Raw genomic sequence first — 20,178 nt, 5'->3', positions numbered from 1 at the left:
TACTGCCTGCTCGTTATGATATTGCATCTATCGTTATTGCCTTTGCAAACAGTTAACTGACTGTTTTAGCAAGTGCAGTCAAGTTTTCAGGAACGAAACAATGACCCTCACCCCCGGCTTTATTGCTGCCCATAGCCATCGCTTAGAAGCCTTAACTGATCTTGTGGTGCAGTTAGTGGCGCAATATCCGATTGCCCCTTTAGAAGAAGAAGTGGTATTGGTGCAATCTAATGGTATTGCCCAGTGGTTAAAACAAGCGCTGGCCAGCCATACCGGTATTGCCACTATGCTGGAGGTGACTTTGCCTGCGCGTCTTGTGTGGCGTGCTTATCGGGCCGTGCTTGGCCAAGCGATCCCCAGGCAATCACCGTTTGATAAAAGCCGTTTACGCTGGCGCTTATTGCGTTTACTACCTGCGTTGATGCAGCAACATGCCGAGTTTGCAGCGCTGCAAAGTTATGTAGCAGAAGATGCCGATCAACGTAAGCTATTTCAGTTAAGTGACAAGCTTGCTGATTTGTTCGATCAGTATCAAGTGTATCGAGCTGATTGGCTGGACGCTTGGGCTAACGGTCAGGCGACAATTTGGCATCGTGGTAAAGCCGAGCCTTTAGCCGCCGATCAGCAATGGCAAGCTCTGTTGTGGCAAGCCTTGGTGCAAGATATCGGTGCCGAGCAAATTTGTAGTAACCGCGCCACCTTGCATCAGCGCTTTTTGACAGAAGCCGCCAACCTCACCGCCACGGGTCGCAAACCGGCCGCTTTACCGCCGCGCATTGTGGTGTTTGGTATTTCTTCCTTACCGCGGCAAACCTTAGAAGTGCTACACGCCCTTAAAGGGCTGTGTCAGGTGGTGCTATGTGTTCATAACCCGTGTAAATACCACTGGGCCGATATTGTGGATGGTCGTGAGCTGTTAAATCAAGCAGCGAAGCCTCGCTTTAAAGAAAAACAGCCCTTAACAGCTGTGGCGCAAGCCGAGTTACATCAATTTGCTCAACCCTTGCTGGCGTCTTGGGGCAAACAGGGGCGTGATTATATTCGTTTACTGGATGAGTTTGATGAAACGCGGGCTAAGGCTGAGCGTTTTGCCGATCTGCATTTTGATTTATTTGATGAAGATGAAAACGATACGCTTTTAACACAATTACAAAGTGATATTTTGAATTTACGGCCTTTAGCAGAAAGTCAGCAAGGGCAGCAGCGCCAAGCAACGGATCAGTCATTACTTTTTCAATCTTGTCATAGCCCTCAGCGCGAAGTGGAAGTGCTGCATGATCAATTACTTGCCGCCTTTGCCGTCGACCCAAGCTTGCAACCGCGCGATATTATGGTGATGGTACCGGATATCAACCATTATGCGCCCTATATTGATGCCGTGTTCGGTCAACTGGCGCGCGAGGATAAGCGCTTTATTCCTTATACCATTGCCGATCAAGGGTTACGGCAGCGTAACCCGATGTTGCAAGCCCTTGAATTGGTGCTCAGTGCGCCACAACAGCGTTTTACACAAAGCGACGTATTCGACTTACTTTATGTGCCGGCAATTCAACAGCGTTTTGCGATCAACCAAGCGCAGGTAGTGCAACTGCAGCAATGGAGCCAAGCAGCCGGTGCTCGCTGGGGCTTAGATGCGAAGCAGCGCCAAGCCTTGGGTTTAGACTATTCCTTTAATGCCAATAGTTGGCAATTTGCGTTAGATCGTATGTTGTATGGCTATGCCGCTGGCAACCAAGTTGAGCAACCGTGGCAGCAGATTGAACCCTATGCTGAAGTGGCTGGTATTGCTGCGCAAGCGGTGGGGGCACTTGCCAATATACTGCAGCTATTACAGCATTATTGGAAAGCCTTGGCACAAAGCCAAACACCGGCACAGTGGCATCAATTATTACAAAACTTGCTGGATGAACTGTTTTTAGCCAAGGCCGATGAGGAATATTTACTGCTTGGTCGGTTACGCGATACTCTTGATGAGTGGCTAAGCAGTACCGATGAAGCCGAGTTTCACGGCGATCTGCGTTATAACATCGTGTTGGATGTTTGGTTAAGTGCGGTGGATGAGCCTAATTTACAACAGCGCTTTATGGCCGGCAGTGTCAACTTTGCTACCTTAATGCCGATGCGGGCTATTCCGTTTAAACGTATTTGTTTGCTAGGAATGAATGATCAAGATTACCCACGAACCAGCAGTAAAACCGATTTTGATTTAATGAGTTACTACACGCGGCCCGGTGATCGCTCGCGCCGTGAAGATGACCGCTATTTATTTTTAGAGGCCATGCTCTCGGCGCGTGAGCAATTTTATATCAGCTGGGTTGGGCAAAGTGCACAAGATAATAGCCATTTGCCACCATCGGTATTAGTGGGACAATTACAAGATCACCTGAATGCGGTATGGGGTGCAGACTGCGCTGCGGCTTTAACGCTTAACCATCGCTTACAACCTTTTGCCAGTAGTTATTTTCAAGCTGAGGCGGATGCCCGCTATTTTAGTTATGCCAAAGAGTGGTTACCGTTACATCAGGCTAATACCACTGCGGCTGCGGCTACGTTGACACCTTTACCGGCGTATCAAGCTGAAGCGGCGTTTAGTTTAGCTGACTTACGCACCTTACTGCGTGAACCGGCACAAATGTTAGCCCGCAGACGGCTTGGGGTTTATCTTGAGCGTGTTGAGCAAGCCGCCACTGATGTTGAGCAATTCACTGCCGATAATTTAGTGGCTTGGCAACAACGCGATTTGTTGTTACAGCAACTATTGCAAGCCGAAACCAACAGCATGAGCATCGCGCCAACACTCTTGTTACAACAAAGTATTACTCGGCTTAGGCAGCGCGGTCATTTGCCTTATGGCCATGCGGCTGATCCGGTTTTAGCCGACAGCGAGGCGGCAGTACTGACGATATATGAACACTTTTGCAAGTTACGCGATACCAAAAGGCCGCTTAGCGCTGAGCGATTCAGCTTATCTTTCGCGGGTTACCAGTTAGAAGATGAGCTAAACAGCCTGTATCACGTTGCCGATGGGCAGCTGCTGCAAATCGAATTAAACGTGAGTAAAGTCGCTAATTTTAAAGCGCGCAGTTACGAACTGGTTTGGCGTAACGTTATCGTGGCTTATTTAAAGCATCTTTTTGCCAGTGCCGCGTTACCTAATCAGTTACTCAGTACGGTTATTATTGGTGAAGGCAGCATGTTAACCCTGTCACCCATCGCAGCAGATGAGGCGACACGTCAGCTGGCTAATTTATTTAAACTCTTAACCGAGGCGCTGTCTCAGCCATTACCGGTTGCGTTAAGTTTGGCCGAAGCCTGGTGGAAAAAATCAGATAAAGACCAAGAATTGACTGAACAAGACTTAAGCAAATTATATCTAGGTGATGACTTTATTGCTGGTGAACAAAGCAAGTTAGGGTATTTAGCGCGTTTTTACACCGATGCCCAGAGCCTGCTTGCCGCGAACTTGGTCAGTTATTGTCAGCAATTTTACCAGCCGATGTTTGCCTTATTACAACAAGGCACTGCCACGAAACTGGATGCGGCTCAGGATGCAGGAGATGAGGCATGAGCGTCACGTTAAGCAGTCCTTTGCAATTGCCTTTAGCGGGCAGTGCTTTAATTGAAGCCAGTGCCGGTACGGGCAAAACCTTTACCATTGCGGCCTTGTATGTGCGCTTTATTTTGGCGCATATTCCCACACTTTTGGCACCCGCTCGTCGCGCTTTACCTTTATTGCCCGCAGATATTTTGGTGGTGACGTTTACTAAAGCGGCCACAGCCGAGCTTAAAGATCGTATTCGCCAGCGTTTAGTCGAAGCCGCGGTGTTGTTTCGAGACACTGAAACACCGGCTGGCGCCGATCCTTTTTTGGTGGCGCTAAAAGCCGAGTTTGCCGTTGAGCACTGGCCACAATGTGCTTATGCGTTGCAAATGGCCAGCGAAGCGATGGATGAAGCCAGTGTTAAAACGATCCACAGCTGGTGTCAAAATGTGCTGCGCGAGCATGCCTTTAGCAGTGGCAGTTTATTTAGCCAGCAATTAGTCACCGATCTTAGTCAATTGAAGCTAGAAGCCGTTCGTGATTACTGGCGTAACTTTTGTTATCCGTTAAATGCACAGCAATTGCAGGCGGTACATGCTGTGTGTCAAAGCCCAGAAGACTTGTTAGAGCGGATCAACGGTTTATGGGAGCATGCCAAACCAAGCCTGATGCCGCGGGATCTGGCCGAGATGATCAACGCGCAACAACAGCAGTATCAGCAACAGATCTTAGCGGCGCAGCAAGATTGGCAAACGCGCTTACCACGTTATATCGATTGGGTTGATTTGGCTTGCAACAACAAATGGTTGGATAAACCACGCACTTATAACAGTAATAAAGTACGCAAAGATTTTTCGGCATTAAATCAATGGTTAGCCACTGCCGATGAGCAGGTACTGCAAGATTTTCCTGATTTAAAAGACGCGCTACTAAAAAATTACGGTAGCGATTTTCAGAGTAATTACACTGGTCCAGCTTTAGAGGAAGATTTTCCGGCGCAGTTATTGGCTCTTAATAGCTTGTTTAACCAAGGCCCGGATTTAACCTTGAGTTTATTAAGCCATGCCGTTAGTTGGTGTAAAGCGCGGTTTCAACAGCAGCTAGCGCGAGATGCGTTAATGGGTTTTGACGATATTATTGAACAAACGGCGCGCGCGGTCACGTCGGTGAGCGGTTCACAATTAACCGAGGTACTGCGACAGCAATATCCGGTTGCGCTGATAGATGAATTTCAAGATACCGATCCGGCACAGTACAGCATTTTTAATGCGGTGTATCAGTTAGCCAACGATCGGCAAGATCTTGCGGTATTTTTAATCGGCGATCCAAAACAAGCCATATACGCCTTTCGTGGCGCCGATATTTTTACCTATCTGCAAGCTCGACGCGACACGGCGGGGCGTCATTACACCTTAGCAACGAATTTCCGCTCTAGCCAAGCCTTAGTCAGTGCCACCAACGCTATCTTTATGCCAGCAGAGCAGGCCGCTGGCGAAAAAGCTTTTTTGTTTAATAGCGAGCAAGGTAATCAAGTGCCCTTTGTTGAGGTTGCGGCCAAAGGCGTTAAAGCGCAATTACTGATTGATGGCAAGGTGCCAAGCCAGGCGTTAACGCTGTGGCAGTGCAGTGCCTCGATGCTAGATAGCAGTATGGATGACAGTAAACCACTGAGCATTGAACGCTATCGGCAAAGTCAGGCTGAGCACTTTAGTGATTATATCGTGCAGCTGTTATTGCAAGCGGCGGTGGGCAAAACCGGATTTCAGCTGGGCGACGAGCCGTTAGTGCCGTTGCAAAGTAATGATATTGCCATTTTAGTTAGTACCCACAAAGAAGGGCATTTAATGCAACAAGCACTGCGCCAACGTGGGCTGGCCAGTGTCTATTTGTCTGATCGGCAATCGGTGTTTGATACCGAAGTGGCGCGCGATCTGCTAACGGTACTGCACGCCTGTGCTGAGCCTGGCGATCGCCGTGCGCTGTTAGCGGCACTTTATACCGCGTTGTTGCAATTGCCGTTAACTGAACTCGACCGCTTACAGCATGATGACCAATATTGGGATCAGCGGGTTGGGCAATTCTATCAATTTGCCGCCACCTGGCAGCAGCAAGGTGTGCTGGCGATGATCCGTCAGTTATTGCAGCAATTTGCTATTGCCGAGCGCTTATTAGCCGACAGTGCCCGCAACAGTGGTATTGCTGGCGAGCGTTATCTAACCGATCTGCTGCACTTGGCTGAAGTGTTACAACAAGCTGCGGCGAAATTGGATGGGCCCATGGCATTGATCCGCTTTTTACACGAGCACATTTATCAACGTGACAGTTTGCAGCAAGCGGCCGATGAGCAAATTGTTAGGCTAGAGAGCGATGCTGAGCTGATTCAAATTGTCACGATCCATAAATCAAAAGGCTTAGAATATCCGCTGGTGTTTTTACCTTTTATTAGCAGTTGTAGACCCATTAAAGCCGATGACAAGGTGTTTAATTTTCATGATGAGCACGGTCAGTTACAGCAAGTATTGCAAGCAGACGAGTTGATGCTGGCTCGCGCTGATAAAGAGCGTTTAGGTGAAGATATCCGTAAGCTTTATGTGGCACTGACCCGCGCCAAGCATGCCTGCTGGGTGAGTTTAGCGCCAGTGGGAAGCAGTAACAATCGGGTTTGGCAAAAAACCGCCTGGGCACATTTAGCCGGGTTGGCTAACAACGCCTTACCTGATGAGTTGCTTAAGCAAGCACAGCAGGTGTGGCAACACCCGGCGATTGCTATTACGCCTTTGCCGCAAGCTAGCAGCAACGTGTTCTATCAGGTAGCGCCAAGCTCCGAGCCCGCCGCAGCTGCGCAAGCCCGGCACATGCCAGCCGATCATCGGTTTGATTTATGGTGGGTGGCCAGTTATTCCGCGTTAAAATACGGTGCACTGCGCCAGCCGGACAGTCCGAGTGAGCATAATCTGTTGGATGAGCAAGACGATGCACGGGATGAATTGGCTTATGCCTTAGCGCAAGATACGGCAAGTCGTGCACCGAACCATGATACTGCCGTAAGTAAGCAAGCTTTGGCGCTGAGCCTACACGATTTACCCCGCGGCGCGGGGCCTGGCACCTTTTTACATAACCTATTGCAAGATGCCGCCGATGAAGGTTTTGCTAATGTAGCGTATGACGCTGCTGTTCGCGCCGCTATTTTGGCTCGGCGCTGTCGGCATGGCAGTTGGCTGGCACGGCGGGAGCAGCTTGATAGCTGGCTGATGGCCTATTTGCAATCTCGTTTTACGCTCGCCGATGGCACTCAGCTGTGTTTAGCCGATCTTAAGCACTACAAGGCTGAACCCGAGTTCTGGTTTGCGGTTAATGGTATCAGTACGCTGCAGCTTGATCAGTTGGTCTGTCAGCATGTGCTGCCAGGTTATGCCCGGCCAGGTTTACAAGCGAATTATTTGAATGGCATGCTCAAAGGCTTCATCGATTTAGTGTTTGAGCATAATGGACGTTATTACGTTATAGATTACAAGTCGAATTATTTAGGGCCAGATAACAGTGCTTACACGCCAAGTGCGATGCGCGATAAAATATTAAGTAGTCGTTACGACTTACAATATGTGTTGTACACGCTGGCATTACATAAGCTGCTAAAGGTGCGGTTAAAAGAGCAGTATTGTTATGAGCAGCATATGGGCGGCGTGGCCTATTTATTTTTGCGCGGCCAAACATCTAACGGCTGTGCCGCCTTTACCGATCTGCCACCGGCCTCGCTAATTACGGCGCTGGAGCACTATTTACAGCAAGGTTCACCGCAGGGTGACTCGGCTAAAACCGTTAGTAAGGAGAGCCAAGATGTTGAATAACCTGGTGAGCAATGCCGCCGAGAGCGCCTTACTTAAACAGATCAACAGCCCGCAGTTATTGCAGTTATTGGTGGATTGGCAGCGAGTGGGTTGGTTAACTGCGCTCGATTTAGCCTTTGCTCGTTTTATTCAGCAGCATACGGCGGTTGCAAGCCAAGCCGAGTGTGACACAGCTAACCGCACTGTCACTAACCTGTCTAACAATATCAGTATGCTACTTGCCGCTTTACTTTCGCATCAAGTGGGGCGTGGCCATGTCTGTTTATCGCTTAGGGCGTTATTAGCCGAGCCAGAGCGGTTGTTGAATATCTCTGTGGAGAGTGCCTTATCCGCGCCAACTAGCGCTTCGTTTACGCCGCTTTCAGCGGTGTCCTCTGTATTACTCGCGCCAAGCCTTGGCAACGAGCAGGAAGCTTCATTAGTCACGCCTACAGCGTTATTAGCAGGCTTAACGCTTAGCGAGCTGCAGCAGGCCTTAGCGCACAGTGCCGCGGTGCAAGTTTCGAGTGAACAGCAGGAAGCACATCCTTTAGTGCTGGTGGGTGAGACACTCTATCTTTACCGTTATTGGCAATATGAGCGGCAGTTAGCAGCTGATTTACAGCGTTTAATGCAGCCGGTTGCCAAAGCATTACCGCCGGTGGCGCAGCTTAATAGCTGGTTAAGTGAATTATTTGATACACCACAAACCACCGCTGCCATTAACTGGCAGAAACTGGCCTGTGTGAATACACTGCGCAGCCATTTTAGTGTGATCACGGGCGGGCCTGGTACCGGAAAAACCTATACGGTGGTGCGCTTATTAGCTTTATTGCAACGGCTGCATTTGGCAGACTCAGCCGATGCTCAGGTTCGGCCGTTGGTGATTAAATTGGCAGCGCCTACCGGTAAAGCGGCGGCACGTTTAAAAGAGTCGATCCAAGCGGCCACCGAGCAATTACGGCAGTTGCCCGCCAGTTGGCACAGTGCGCTTCAGCAGATTAGCGCCGACAGTTCAACCTTACATAAATTACTTGGGGTGCAAGCCGGTACACGGCAATTTCGTCATCATCGCGCCAAACCTTTAGCCTTAGATGTATTGATTATTGATGAAGCCTCTATGGTGGATATTGAGTTGATGCATGCCACCTTAGCGGCTTTACCGCCCGGTGCGAAATTAGTATTGCTAGGCGATAAGGATCAGCTGGCCTCGGTGGAAGCGGGCGCTATTTTAGGGCAGTTATGTGCTGGCGCTGAGCAGGGCGGTTATAGCCGTGAGACCTTAGCCTTCTTGCAAGGTTTTACTCAAAGTCATTTACCGGAGTTTATGCATGTTGCTGAAGCACCACGGCACCTTCAGCATGTGATCATGTTGCGCGTTAGTCGACGTTTTGATGATAGCAGTGGTATTGGCGCACTGGCTCGTGTTGTTAATGACGGTCGCAGTAACGAGGTGGCGGCATTATTTAAACCGGACAGTGGTTTTACCGATCTGCATTTATTACAGCCAACACAGCCAGATCCAGAAGGTCAGCAAGCGCTGTTAGCGTCTTTGCAGCAACTTTGTCAGCAAGGTTTTGCCGGTTATTTGCAGCAAATTTCAGCTCGGCCTGCGCCTGGCGCGAGTGCTGAGCAGTTTGAGCGGTGGGCACGCTCGGTGCTTAAGGCTTATCAAGGCTTTCAACTGTTAACGCCCGTACGCGATGGCCCTTTTGGTGTCAGCGGTTTAAATGCGTTAGTGCAGCAAAGCCTTAGCTTTGTATCACGTAGCGCCTCGGCACAAGGGCGCCAAGATAGTTGGTATGAAGGGCGGCCGGTGATGATCACGGCGAATGACTACAACTTGAATTTGCGTAATGGCGATATTGGTATCGTGCTGCGTTCCGCCGATACAGAGCAGAAACGGGTGGTGTTTGTGGACAGTGATAATCAGCTTCGTTGGATCTTACCCAGCCGTTTAGCCGAGGTGACGACTGTTTTTGCCATGACGGTGCATAAGTCACAAGGCTCAGAGTTTACGCATACGGTGTTAGTACTGCCGGATCGTGATAACCCGGTGTTAAGCCGTGAACTATTATATACCGGCTTAACCCGCGCTGCTCAGCAACTGACCATAGTGGTGCCGTCATGGCCCGTGCTAACACAAGCGGTGGATCGGCCAACGATCCGGGCAGGGCAATTGCATTTATCTTTTAGCCCATAGCCCATGCCGTTAATATTACGGTCAATCTCCCCCTGATAACGCGGCATAAGCTGCGCTATTCAGGGGGGAATGGTACTTGCCATCCTCGCGATATTTATGCATCATAAGTTATTGAATGCTATGGATTGGCTCTTATGTTGACTTTAACGGATTTATCCTACGCTAAACTCAAAACCTATCAGCGATTATATCGTGATCATTTCCCTGAAAATTTAGCGTTGCGGGTACATCGGGCGCTGAGTTGGCTAGCCCGCGCCGAAGCCGCCAGAGCGGCGCAAGATAGCGACAGTGCCTTTATCTTTTATTGGATCAGCTTTAATGCCGCCTATGCCAATGATTTTGGTCAAGCCGACCGGTTACCGGAGCAAGAACACTTTCAGCAGTTTTTAGCTAAGATCTGCGCTTATGATACCGATGAGCATCTTTATGAACTGATTTGGCAGCAATTTTCATCTAGTATTCGGCTGTTAATGAGTAATCATTTTGTTTATGCGCCGTATTGGGAGTTCCAACGCGGTCGTATCAGTGAGGTGGAGTGGTTAAAACGTTTTGCGCAGTCTAAAGAGCAAACCCACAACGCCTTAGCCAACAAGAATGTGCCGCTGGCGCTATCGCATATTTTTAATCGTTTATACACCTTACGTAATCAACTTATGCATGGCGGCTCGACGTGGAATAGCCAGATAAATCGTCAACAAGTAAACGATGCCAGTAATTTACTGAGTAAACTGGTACCGCTGATTATTGGTTTGATGATGAATGCGCCCGATCAATTATGGGGTGAGGCGATTTACCCGGTGATTAACCCGTCTTAGCTTAACACTTAGCTTACCACCGGCAACTGTAACCAGTTGGTGGTGTACGCTGGTGACAAATGTTGTCGTTTCATCGCCCAGCTTTGCTTCACGCCTTGGCTGGCAAACCAGATCTTACCTTTGCCAGACTGATTATAACGATCGAGTGTTTGCATTAAGCTGGGATCAGCATGATAACTGGCGGTGGGTTCAAATAAGCTGGGTTGATATACGCCCTCATCATAAAAGTCACTTAACATTACGCCGGCTTTGGCATAGCGATAGCCATCGCGCCAGATCTGCTGTAATAAGCGGTTAGCTAAGGGCAGAAAATCACGGGTATCAGCACTAGGCGCGCCCAACGTGGCATTGGCGCTGTTGGCATAATACGGCTCTTGTGATTTGCTAAATGGGCTGGTGCGTAAAAATACCGTCAGTTGTCGAGCATGTTGCCGCTCTTTGCGCAGTTTTTGACAGGCTCGTGCCACATACTCGGCAATGGCTTCTTGCAATAATGGCTGCGCGGTAATGCGCTCACCAAAAGAGCGCGAACTAACAATCTCTTTTTTAGTGGGGGGCTGTTCTTCTAACGGGATACACGACTCACCATTCAGCTCGCGCACGGTACGTTCGACCACCACCGAAAATTGCTGGCGAATAAAACTGGGATTGGCATCAGCTAACTGTAAAGCGGTGTGGATCCCCAGTGCTTGTAAACGGATCGATAACTTACGACCAATGCCCCAGACTTCACCAACAGGTAATAAAGCCAGCAGCTTACGTTGGCGTGTGACCGCCGTAAGGTCGACCACGCCCTGGGTTTTTGGCCAAGTTTTTGCGGCATGATTGGCTAATTTGGCTAACGTTTTACTCGGCGCAATACCCACACACACGGAAATGCCTTGCCACTGGGCAATGCGCTGCCGGATAAATTGGCCATACTGCGTTAACTCGGTATGCGGTAAGAGGCTCAAATCTAAAAAGGCTTCATCAATACTGTACACCTCAACGGCGGGAGCCATTAATTCTAAGGTGGTCATCACCCGAGCAGACATATCGGCATACAGGGCATAATTCGATGAAAAGGTGACAATACGGTGCTGTTTAATTAACTCGTTAATTTGAAACAACGGCACGCCCATTTTTATGCCAAGCGCTTTCGCTTCTTTAGAGCGCGCCACGACACAGCCGTCGTTATTCGATAACACCACCACCGGGCGGTGCGCTAAGTCAGGCCGAAACAGTTTTTCACAACTGGCATAAAAGTTATTGCAATCGACCAGCGCAAAACACGTTGCTTTCATTTACGATTAAACCGACGAATAGCATTGGTTACCACGCCAAAGATCTGTAACTCATCGGCGTTTTTAATGTGCACTGGCTGATAGCGCGGATTCTCTGGCAGCAGCATCAGATTCATTTTGCAGCTTAAACGCTTCACGGTAAATTCGCCGTTGATTGAAGCCACCACAATGTCTCCATGTTCGGCAGTGATCGCGCGATCAACCACCAAAACATCATCTTCAAAAATACCGGCTTCAATCATCGAATCCCCCGATACGCGCACAAAAAATGTGGCGGTGGGGTGATGAATACACAACTGGTTTAAATCGATACTTTGCTCGATATAATCTTGCGCGGGTGAAGGGAAGCCCGCAGGCACCTTACTGCTAAAAAAAGGCAACCGAATAGGTGCGCCGGCTTGCGCCTGACCGAGAAACTGAACAGACATGGCATTACCTCAAATACTGTTTATCTATACAGTATAGTATGCCTTGCTTCAAGTTGCACAACAAGAGCTAACTTATGCCTGTGAAACAACCAAAAAGCTAATCACTGCGTATAGCCTACTATACAGATTGCAAGAGTAAGGTAGTTATGTCGGCAGGTAGTTCAAAGGTGCCCGCGCACCGGATATCCCGTTTTGGTAGTTTAGCCTCATTAGCAGGGCGAGTCGCCGGTGGCATGCTGGCTGAAGGGGCACGACAATTAGCCAAAGGCCAAGTGCCGTCTAAAAAAGACTTGTTACTTACCCCAGGCAATGCCAAACGCGTCGCCGATCAATTGGCGCATTTGCGCGGTGCGGCGATGAAAGTCGGTCAGTTATTGTCCATGGACAGCGGTGATATGCTGCCACCAGCCTTAGCTGAGATTTTAGCGCGCTTGCGTGCCAGCGGTAACCCCATGCCCGTTAAGCAGTTAGCACAGGTGTTACGCAACGAATGGGGTGAGCAATGGCAGCGTCATTTCAGTGATTTTACCTTTACGCCTTTAGCCGCCGCCTCGATAGGTCAGGTGCATCAGGCTTATCATGATAATGGCCAGCGCCTTGCGGTAAAAATTCAATATCCGGGGATTAAAGCCAGTATCGACAGCGATGTTGATAACGTGGCAACCTTATTACGTATTAGCGGGCTGGTGCCTAAAAGTGTCGATTATCGTGGGCTCTTAACCGAAGCAAAAGCACAATTACACAGCGAAGCCGATTATTTGCAAGAAGCCACCTACTTGCGGCAGTATCGCCAAGCCTTGGGGCAAAGCCCACACTTTGTGGTACCTGAAGTGTTCTCAGAATTAACCACCGAAAACATTTTGGTGATGAGTTTTGTGGAAGGCAGTGCGTTAGAGGCATTAAGCAGTCATGAGCAAGCCGAGCGCGATCGTGTGATGGGCTTGTTGTTTGAACTGCTGTTTCGTGAATTATTTGAATTTAAATTGGTGCAAACCGATCCGAACTTTGCCAATTATTTATACAACACGAAAACCCAACAACTGGTGTTATTAGATTTTGGCGCTTGTAGACATTACAGCAGCCGCTTTAGTGATGGTTATCGCCAATTATTTGCTGCGGCCTTAACTGAAGATCACGCGGCCATGGCCGCTGCGTTAACGCAGATTGGTTTTTTCAGCCAACAGATTTTACCCGCACAAAAACAAGCCGTACTTTCATTAGTGAATTTAGCGGCCGAGCCTTTAAAGCACGATAGCGCCTTTGATTTTGGGCAAACGGATTTAGCACTGCGAATTCGTGAAGCGGGCACCGCCTTAAGTATGCAGCAAGATTACTGGCATACACCGCCGGCAGATGCGATCTTTTTACATCGCAAAATAGGTGGTTTGTATTTGTTGGCGGCGCGGTTAAAAGCGCGCGTCAATGTGCGCGCTTTGTTAGCCCCCTATTTAAGCAACGAGGCCTAAAAGTAACGAGGTTAACGCACCAGATGCCACTGTGTTTGCCGACCGGCTAAATAGATCACGCGCCGGCCATCGAAATAGGCGCTTTGTTCTAGCTTGATTTGCAGCAGTTGGTTTTGCCACTCGGGTACCGCTTGTTTAATATTGCCTTCAATGGCATAAGCGGTATTACTATAAAGCGGCCAATCGCCATGGATCTCAGTAGGGCCCTGATTATCCCACATGCCAATAGTTGGGCCTGGGGCATGGCCGGTAAAGCCAATTGGGTGGGTGTAAGTGCTGCTAATAATACCTGCCGCTTGGCTTTTTTGTTGAACGCCCGCTAACACCTGATTACCGGTACGACCCACCACAAACTGCTCAGTTAACAGATCTTGCCAACGATTACCGGTGGCCAAAGCCGCACGAATACCGGCCGGCGCTTGCTCCTCATCGGCTTTGAGCACATAAGCCATCTCTTGGGTGTCAGTGCACAGGGTTAAATAACAAATGCCAACATCGGTATGCAGAATATCACCGCGTTGGATCACGCCGCTTTGACCACAATTGGCGGCATCAGCCGCACAAGCAGTGCCGGCACGTTGTAAGCTGACATAGGGCATAAACCATACCGGCAGTTGCAACTGAGCAAAACGCTCACGGATATACCAGGCCACATCATCGGTATGGGTTACGCCTGGCGTAATCACTTTACTGCTAAAGGCTTCGGCAATCACACTGCGAGCAAGGCTGACACTGTGTGGATAGACGCTCAGCTCGGCTGCTGTGCGCTGTTCAAACCAACGTACTACCAGCTTTTCTGCTGAGATTAAACGCGATTGATACTCTGGCGGCAGCACAGCTTGTAAACGGCTATGTAAAGCTGACGATAAACCATCGGCGACCGGCCAATCTTTAGACACATTAATGCCGATACGCTTCGGGTTTTTACTGACAATTAACTCTCCCAAGGCCTGCCATTGTTCATCTAAACTGCCGCCTTGCCAGGCTGAGTTGTAAGGTGCACCTAACGGGTAACGATTCACCGTGAGTTTTTCGATAGTACCGTCGGCTAAACGATGAAACACCAGCATAGTGGTGCGTCGAGCAGCAAAAGTGGGTTGTGGCACTAAGGTGAAATACACCGGATCTTCAGCGTTTTCTCGGTTAATCACTAACCACATATCCAAATCTTGCTCGGCCATTAAGGTGGGTAAAAGCTTATCTATACGCTCACTGAGTAACGCATTTTCAGGTGCAATACGCTGGCGTGGGCTAAGTACCGCAAAGTCAGCAGCGCTATTCAGCACCCGGCCTTGGCTGGCCGGCGTGGCGGCTGTTAGCGTAGCGCTTAAAAAAACACTGCCAAGCAAGGCAGTGACTACCGCAGAACGAACCAAGTAAGAAGAGACAGATATCATAAGATGATCCTTTTTCAGCTGAGTGTTGGCACAAAGCAAGTTAAAGCACGTAAGGTATGCACATATCCTAACTGAAAACGTCAACAAGCCCTAGAATGAGTTATCTCAGAAAAGGCGGGGCTCATCGCGAAATAAACAAAAGGAGTTTTTATGCAAACAACGCCAACAGAACATAACACAACCTATGTGGGCATTGATGGCTGCAAAAGCGGTTGGTTTGTGGCGATTTTGCAGGGCGAGCAGCTTCGTTTTCAGCTGTGTCATACCTTAGCTGAAGTGGATGCCCGTTTGCCCAGACACAGTATTGTGTTTATTGATATGCCAATTGGCTTTATTGAACCCGGTGAAGCGCAGCGCCGATGCGATCGCTTAGCCCGTCAGGCTTTGCCAGGACGGCGTGGTAGTGTCTTTCCGGTGCCATGTCGTAAGGCGGTGTATGCTGATGATTATCCTACCGCCTGTGACATCAATGCGGCTGAGATCGGGAAACGTTTTCCCATTCAAACCTGGCACATTGTGCCAAAAATACGTGAAGTACATCAATTATTGCAAACACAACCACGCTGTAATGGCGACTATTACGAATCACATCCGGAATTGGTGTTTGCCGGTTTTGCACAGGCTCCGATGGCGGAGTTGAAAAGTACTGCTGCTGGGCAACAAGCACGCTTAGCGGTGATCGCGAGACAAGTACCTCACTGGCTACCGGTTATTGAGCAGGCGTTAAGCGAAACCTTAAAAAAACACGCAAAACCCGATGATATTATCGATGCTTTTGTTTTATTACTGGCGGCGAGTCAGCCTAAACACTGGCAATATCTGCCGTCAGTGGCCGATCCAGACAGTGAAGGCCTGAATCGGCAAATTGTTTATGTACCTTGAATAAATTAATTTATAGATTTAACGATGTGGTAAAAAGAAAGCAGAAAAACTATGCTATCGTTATATGACAATAAATAACGCTTTGCCAAAAGAGCAGAATGCGTGCAAGCAGGGGTTGCAGTAATGAGTAATGTTTTAAATTCAGTTAATCAGCGTACTAACTTAGCTGGGCAAAACCGCTTTGAGTTACTGTTATTTCGGTTAAATGGTAATCAGTTGTTTGGTATCAACGTATTTAAAGTGCGCGAAGTGATTCAAGCTCCCGAATTATCAGAAATGCCTGGTTCACATGCTTGTGTTAAAGGGATTGCGCAGTTGCGGGGTGATTCGGTTATTGTGGTAGATTTATCCCAAGCAACAACCGGCGTACCAATTGCAGATATGTCGAAAGCTTTTGTTATCGTGACTGAGTACAACCGTCATGTACAAGGGTTTCTTGTGTCGGGCGTGGATCGGATCGTGAACTTAAATTGGGATCAAATTAAGCCACCACCACAAGGTGCAGGCCGAGGTCATTATCTGACGGCAGTAACAGAAATAGAAAAGCAGTTAATTCAAATTATTGATGTTGAAAAAGTCTTTTCTGAAATTATCCCGATGGAAGAAGAGGTCAGTGAGCAGGTTAAAGCGCAGTCACATAAACTAGATCTGAGCAAAATCGTGGTACTGGTAGCCGACGATTCGGCGGTAGCGCGAAATCAAGTAAAACGGGCGTTAAATAGCGTGAATGTTCATGCGGAATTAGTGAAAGATGGTCAAGAAGCCCTCGACTGGTTACATAAACGAGCAGAAAGTGCAGGGGCGAATTTGATTCATGAAGTCCCGTTATTAATTTCGGATATCGAAATGCCTCGAATGGATGGTTATACCCTAGCCGCCGAAATTAAAGCCGATGCTAAGCTAAAAGATATTCACATTATTCTTCACTCGTCACTGAGCGGTGTATTCAACGAAGCTATGGTAAAAAAAGTCGGGGCAGATCAGTTTATTGCTAAATTCCATCCCGATGAATTGCTCTCTGCTGTGAATTATTGGTTAGAGCAATCATCTTAAGCCAAGACTTTAAAAGTGCAACATCCCAGATGTATGGCTTAGCATTAGTTTAAAGCGATATGCTAAGTTTGCCTGAAAATGAGATATCTAATTTAACATGCTCAAATTGCGCGGTATTTTCTATAAATTTATCGCGCAAACTGCCTTTACTTCATCCCGTAACTTCAGCCTTTCTTAAGTAAGCTGCTTTAAAATTTGCTGTATTCGGTGCTCAGCACCTGCCTCAAAAGGTGCGCTTTGCCAAAACGGGCAGGGGTTGGCTGATTCATCAGTTTAGCTCGGTGTTTCAGCGCCGAAATAACATGGCAGAGTTTTAAGAGGGGCAATATGGCGGAAGCGGCATTAACGGTAAATCACACAACCTTTAGTTTACGGGCATTACAACATGCCTGGCATCCGTTATGGTTTGCTGTATTAATGGCTATAGGAATGACCTTAATGTTAAACGCGCCTTTTTTATCCGCGTTACAAGCCAAAGTGCCAGGCCAATATCTGTTACAAGCATTTTTACTCAGTATGTTGCTGTTACTTAATTTGTTATTACTCGTTTTGTTGAGTGTTAATCGGTTACAAAAGCCTATTTCAATCGCGCTGTTTGCCGTAGGAGCCATCAGTCTTTACTTTATCGATAATTTTGGCATCGTTATCGATAAATCCATGTTACAAAATGCTATCGAAACCGATGCGGCCGAAGCACAAGGGATCTTGTCATTAAACCTGTACTGGCAGGTAATAACTATTATGTTGTTTCCGTTTCTGGCCAGCACCTTGATTAAAATACGGCGATTGCCCCGTATGCAATTTCTTAAGCATTGGCTACTGTGTTTAGTGTTAATTATGTTGGCTTTAAGCAGTATTGTGGTGGTGGAATATGCACAGCTCGCGCCTTTTTTTCGTAATAATCGTGAAGTTAAACATATGGCATTACCCTTTAGTGCGGTGTCTGCAGCGGTATCCATGGGTAATACCTTGCTGCAACAACAATTTCCAACAGAGTTTACTTTACTCGGGCAAGACGCTGTGCAAGCCCCTTATGTTGGAACAAACAAACCTCGTTTAATCATCATGGTGCTTGGCGAAACCGCGCGGGCTGATCATTTTCAATTAAACGGTTATCAGCGCGCCACTAACCCTAAATTAAGCCAATTACCAGTATTTAGTTTTCAGCAAGTAAGCTCTTGCGGCACTGCAACGGCACATTCTGTACCCTGTATGTTTTCGAATATGGGCAGACAACACTATGACGAACGCATAGCTAAAAACAGCAGTAATGTGTTGGATATTTTGCAGCGCAGTGGCGTAGCGGTAACGTGGTTGGATAATAATTCAGGCTGTAAAGGGGTATGTGATCGTGTTGCCACCGAATTGTTGTTTCAACAGCAACAGTCCGAAGATTGTCAAAATGGGCAATGCTTAGATAGCATTATATTACCGGCAGTAGATAAGCAAATCGCGCTAGATTTAACCACTGATCGACTAATAGTGGTTCATCAACTGGGAAGCCATGGCCCAGAGTATTTTAAGCGAAGTGCTGAGCAGGATAAGCATTTTTTACCCGAGTGTGGTGATAAGCAATTACAACTGTGCGAACCTAGCAGCATAATCAATGCTTACGATAACAGTATTGTTGCCACAGACCGTTTATTAGCCGATTTGATAAACCGCTTGCAGCAAAAAACAGATTTTCAGACGGCGCTGTTTTATGTTTCAGACCATGGGGAGTCTTTAGGTGAAAACGGTGTCTATTTGCATGGTTTACCCTATTTTATGGCGCCCGACGCACAAACGCATGTGCCATTGATTTGGTGGATGTCGCCCGATTATGCAAGTGCAAATACGTTAACTACAACCTGTTTGCGAGATAAAGCAACCGAGCCTTACAGTCACGATAATGTATTTCATAGCTTGCTGGGTATGTTTAATGTGCAAACTGCGGTGTATCAGCGCAATAAAGATATGTTTCAAGGCTGTGTGTAAATCAACGCTAAAAGGCGTGTAAACGCACCTCTGCCAGGTTAGCGACCATAATTTGTTGCGCTTCGGGCCTGGCATCTAATTTATGTAAATCCAGATTCAAGGCCTGCACAACATAAGGCACTAAAGCTGAGCGAACCGTGATGATACGTTTACCTGCGATCATATGATAATCTTCGGCGATGATACTTTGCTGATAAGCGCTTAAGCGTGAGTCGGGAATCAGCACGATATCAACGGTATTTTGCCAGCGCAGATCTTGCTCACGGCTCATATTGGCATTACCTTCTAAACCGTTAATGCCTCGAAAGCGACTGAGTACAAAGTCACGATAATCCCGATTTTTCTCACAATAAGCACGCACATGCCACCGCAGTGGTGTGCATACCAAGGTGTGCGGCGCAATGATGCGGCTTTCTTCATCGGGTGATGATAGCGACACATAACCCATATCAATTTTTTTACTCTCGCGTGCCGCTTGCACCAAAGTACGTAAGATCTCGGGTTTCACCTGACGCAGTGGTGGCGTGAGCATTTCGGTATGCGTAAACCCTAGATCGAGTTGGGTAAAGGTATGCGAAAAATCTTGTGAGCTGGCCAGTGCATGTAAATACTCGTCGGCGAGGCCACGTGTAACTTTCGGGCTAAATTCGGCAGTAGGTTTATAGCCTTTTAACTTACTGTCATACACTAGATTGTTTGGCGCAATTTCACGTAAATAAGTATTAATGTCTTTTGACGCTTGTTGGCGAGCGATACCAAAACTGTTACACAAATGATTAGTCGTGAGCCGACCTTCCCATTGCGCCACAATTTCAATCAGCCGATAACGCATCAGTAATTCCCAACGTAGCGGCCAATTTTCGGTGGGCGCTGATACAGCAATAGCGTTAGATAGCATAAAAGTCCTTTTCAAATGCAGCTGATCTGTTTACAAAACAGACACCACTAAATGGGCCAAGCTAAATGATGCTCGTTTAAAATGGCATGTTATTGCACTAACCCGGTGACAACACTGTCGGTATTTAAATCGAAGTGTTTTGACAAAAATAATACTGGTAAACAAGATACACTAAATCAGCAAAACACCCTATGCTGCCTGCATAAATCGCTTTATCCTGACAAGCCCTTCTTTTTGTGTTGGTTTCACGCAGGTTGGCTAAACGAATAAGCGTAAAGCGACAAAAGCGAAGCGTGGCTAGGTACTTGACTTAACCGTTTACCGGCTCATCAAACCGTAGAACATACTGAGGTTAAGGCCTAATACTTTTTTTGCAAGGTAAACGAGATCTGCCTGAAAAAGCGACAC

Annotated in this window: 12 protein-coding genes; 8 read left to right on the top strand and 4 right to left on the bottom strand. The window is 47.7% G+C overall.

Going from position 1 to position 20,178, the window contains the following annotated elements; translation table 11 throughout:
* Positions 1-100: 100 nt before the first annotated feature.
* From recC to ACUJFK_RS10735, 4 genes are all read left to right on the top strand, one after another.
* Entirely contained in the window at positions 101-3,568 is a 3,468-nt protein-coding gene (gene recC / locus ACUJFK_RS10750) for an exodeoxyribonuclease V subunit gamma (RefSeq protein WP_445424836.1), read from the top strand.
* Positions 3,565-7,389 (top strand): exodeoxyribonuclease V subunit beta, encoded by a 3,825-nt coding sequence (gene recB / locus ACUJFK_RS10745; protein WP_445424835.1) that lies wholly within the window; start codon positions 3,565-3,567, stop codon positions 7,387-7,389. The genes recC and recB overlap by 4 nt, the downstream gene beginning before the upstream one ends.
* The gene (gene recD, locus ACUJFK_RS10740; RefSeq protein ID WP_445424834.1) at positions 7,379-9,571 is read left to right on the top strand and encodes an exodeoxyribonuclease V subunit alpha; all 2,193 of its coding nucleotides are present in this window, start codon (positions 7,379-7,381) and stop codon (positions 9,569-9,571) included. Before recB ends, recD begins: the two co-directional genes overlap by 11 nt.
* 134 nt (positions 9,572-9,705) lie before the next feature.
* Positions 9,706-10,386 (top strand): HEPN domain-containing protein, encoded by a 681-nt coding sequence (locus ACUJFK_RS10735; RefSeq protein ID WP_226752092.1) that lies wholly within the window; start codon positions 9,706-9,708, stop codon positions 10,384-10,386.
* 8 nt (positions 10,387-10,394) lie between these two features.
* Here ACUJFK_RS10735 and umuC read toward each other — a convergent pair whose 3' ends face one another.
* Positions 10,395-11,669: a translesion error-prone DNA polymerase V subunit UmuC gene (umuC, locus tag ACUJFK_RS10730; protein WP_226752091.1), complete on the bottom strand. Its 1,275-nt coding sequence runs from the start codon at positions 11,667-11,669 to the stop codon at positions 10,395-10,397.
* Positions 11,666-12,097 carry a translesion error-prone DNA polymerase V autoproteolytic subunit gene (gene umuD / locus ACUJFK_RS10725; RefSeq protein ID WP_226752090.1) on the bottom strand — a complete coding sequence of 144 codons (432 nt, stop codon included), beginning with the start codon at positions 12,095-12,097 and terminating at the stop codon, positions 11,666-11,668. The genes umuC and umuD overlap by 4 nt, the downstream gene beginning before the upstream one ends.
* A 146-nt stretch (positions 12,098-12,243) precedes the next feature.
* Between umuD and ACUJFK_RS10720 the strand changes: the two genes are divergently transcribed.
* Complete coding sequence (locus ACUJFK_RS10720) at positions 12,244-13,563, top strand: ABC1 kinase family protein (protein ID WP_306178458.1); 1,320 nt, start codon at positions 12,244-12,246, stop codon at positions 13,561-13,563.
* Between the two features lie 11 nt (positions 13,564-13,574).
* On the opposite strand, the gene ACUJFK_RS10715 is transcribed toward ACUJFK_RS10720, so the two are convergent.
* Positions 13,575-14,960, bottom strand: a complete 1,386-nt coding sequence (locus ACUJFK_RS10715) for a M24 family metallopeptidase (RefSeq protein WP_445424833.1) — start codon at positions 14,958-14,960, stop codon at positions 13,575-13,577.
* 150 nt (positions 14,961-15,110) lie between these two features.
* On the opposite strand from ACUJFK_RS10715, the gene ACUJFK_RS10710 reads away from it, so the two are divergent.
* The 3 genes from ACUJFK_RS10710 to ACUJFK_RS10700 all read left to right on the top strand — a co-directional run bounded on the left by ACUJFK_RS10710 (position 15,111) and on the right by ACUJFK_RS10700 (position 18,872).
* Positions 15,111-15,842, top strand: a complete 732-nt coding sequence (locus ACUJFK_RS10710) for a DUF429 domain-containing protein (protein WP_445424832.1) — start codon at positions 15,111-15,113, stop codon at positions 15,840-15,842.
* Between the two features lie 123 nt (positions 15,843-15,965).
* Complete coding sequence (locus ACUJFK_RS10705; RefSeq protein ID WP_445424831.1) at positions 15,966-16,895, top strand: chemotaxis protein; 930 nt, start codon at positions 15,966-15,968, stop codon at positions 16,893-16,895.
* A 327-nt stretch (positions 16,896-17,222) separates the two neighbouring features.
* Positions 17,223-18,872, top strand: coding sequence for a phosphoethanolamine transferase (locus tag ACUJFK_RS10700; RefSeq protein WP_445424830.1), 1,650 nt, complete (start codon positions 17,223-17,225; stop codon positions 18,870-18,872).
* A 7-nt stretch (positions 18,873-18,879) separates the two neighbouring features.
* Here the strand turns inward: ACUJFK_RS10700 and ACUJFK_RS10695 are convergent, their stop codons facing one another.
* On the bottom strand, positions 18,880-19,770 hold the full coding sequence (locus ACUJFK_RS10695; RefSeq protein WP_445424829.1) for a WYL domain-containing protein: 891 nt from the start codon (positions 19,768-19,770) through the stop codon (positions 18,880-18,882).
* Between the last annotated feature and the right edge of the window lie 408 nt (positions 19,771-20,178).

It is taken from the genome of Alishewanella sp. HL-SH06 (assembly GCF_052656265.1).
The sequence above is the reverse complement of the archived record's forward strand: the minus strand, read 5'-3'. Positions and strand labels throughout refer to the sequence as shown.

Coding starts and splice junctions, on each gene's coding strand:
- umuC (WP_226752091.1), bottom strand. CDS start 11,669: ATGAAAGCAACGTGTTTTGCGCTGGTCGATTGCAATAACTTTTATGCC.
- recD (WP_445424834.1), top strand. CDS start 7,379: ATGTTGAATAACCTGGTGAGCAATGCCGCCGAGAGCGCCTTACTTAAA.
- recC (WP_445424836.1), top strand. CDS start 101: ATGACCCTCACCCCCGGCTTTATTGCTGCCCATAGCCATCGCTTAGAA.
- ACUJFK_RS10695 (WP_445424829.1), bottom strand. CDS start 19,770: ATGCTATCTAACGCTATTGCTGTATCAGCGCCCACCGAAAATTGGCCG.
- ACUJFK_RS10735 (WP_226752092.1), top strand. CDS start 9,706: ATGTTGACTTTAACGGATTTATCCTACGCTAAACTCAAAACCTATCAG.
- ACUJFK_RS10710 (WP_445424832.1), top strand. CDS start 15,111: ATGCAAACAACGCCAACAGAACATAACACAACCTATGTGGGCATTGAT.
- recB (WP_445424835.1), top strand. CDS start 3,565: ATGAGCGTCACGTTAAGCAGTCCTTTGCAATTGCCTTTAGCGGGCAGT.
- ACUJFK_RS10705 (WP_445424831.1), top strand. CDS start 15,966: ATGAGTAATGTTTTAAATTCAGTTAATCAGCGTACTAACTTAGCTGGG.
- ACUJFK_RS10715 (WP_445424833.1), bottom strand. CDS start 14,960: ATGATATCTGTCTCTTCTTACTTGGTTCGTTCTGCGGTAGTCACTGCC.
- umuD (WP_226752090.1), bottom strand. CDS start 12,097: ATGTCTGTTCAGTTTCTCGGTCAGGCGCAAGCCGGCGCACCTATTCGG.
- ACUJFK_RS10700 (WP_445424830.1), top strand. CDS start 17,223: ATGGCGGAAGCGGCATTAACGGTAAATCACACAACCTTTAGTTTACGG.
- ACUJFK_RS10720 (WP_306178458.1), top strand. CDS start 12,244: ATGTCGGCAGGTAGTTCAAAGGTGCCCGCGCACCGGATATCCCGTTTT.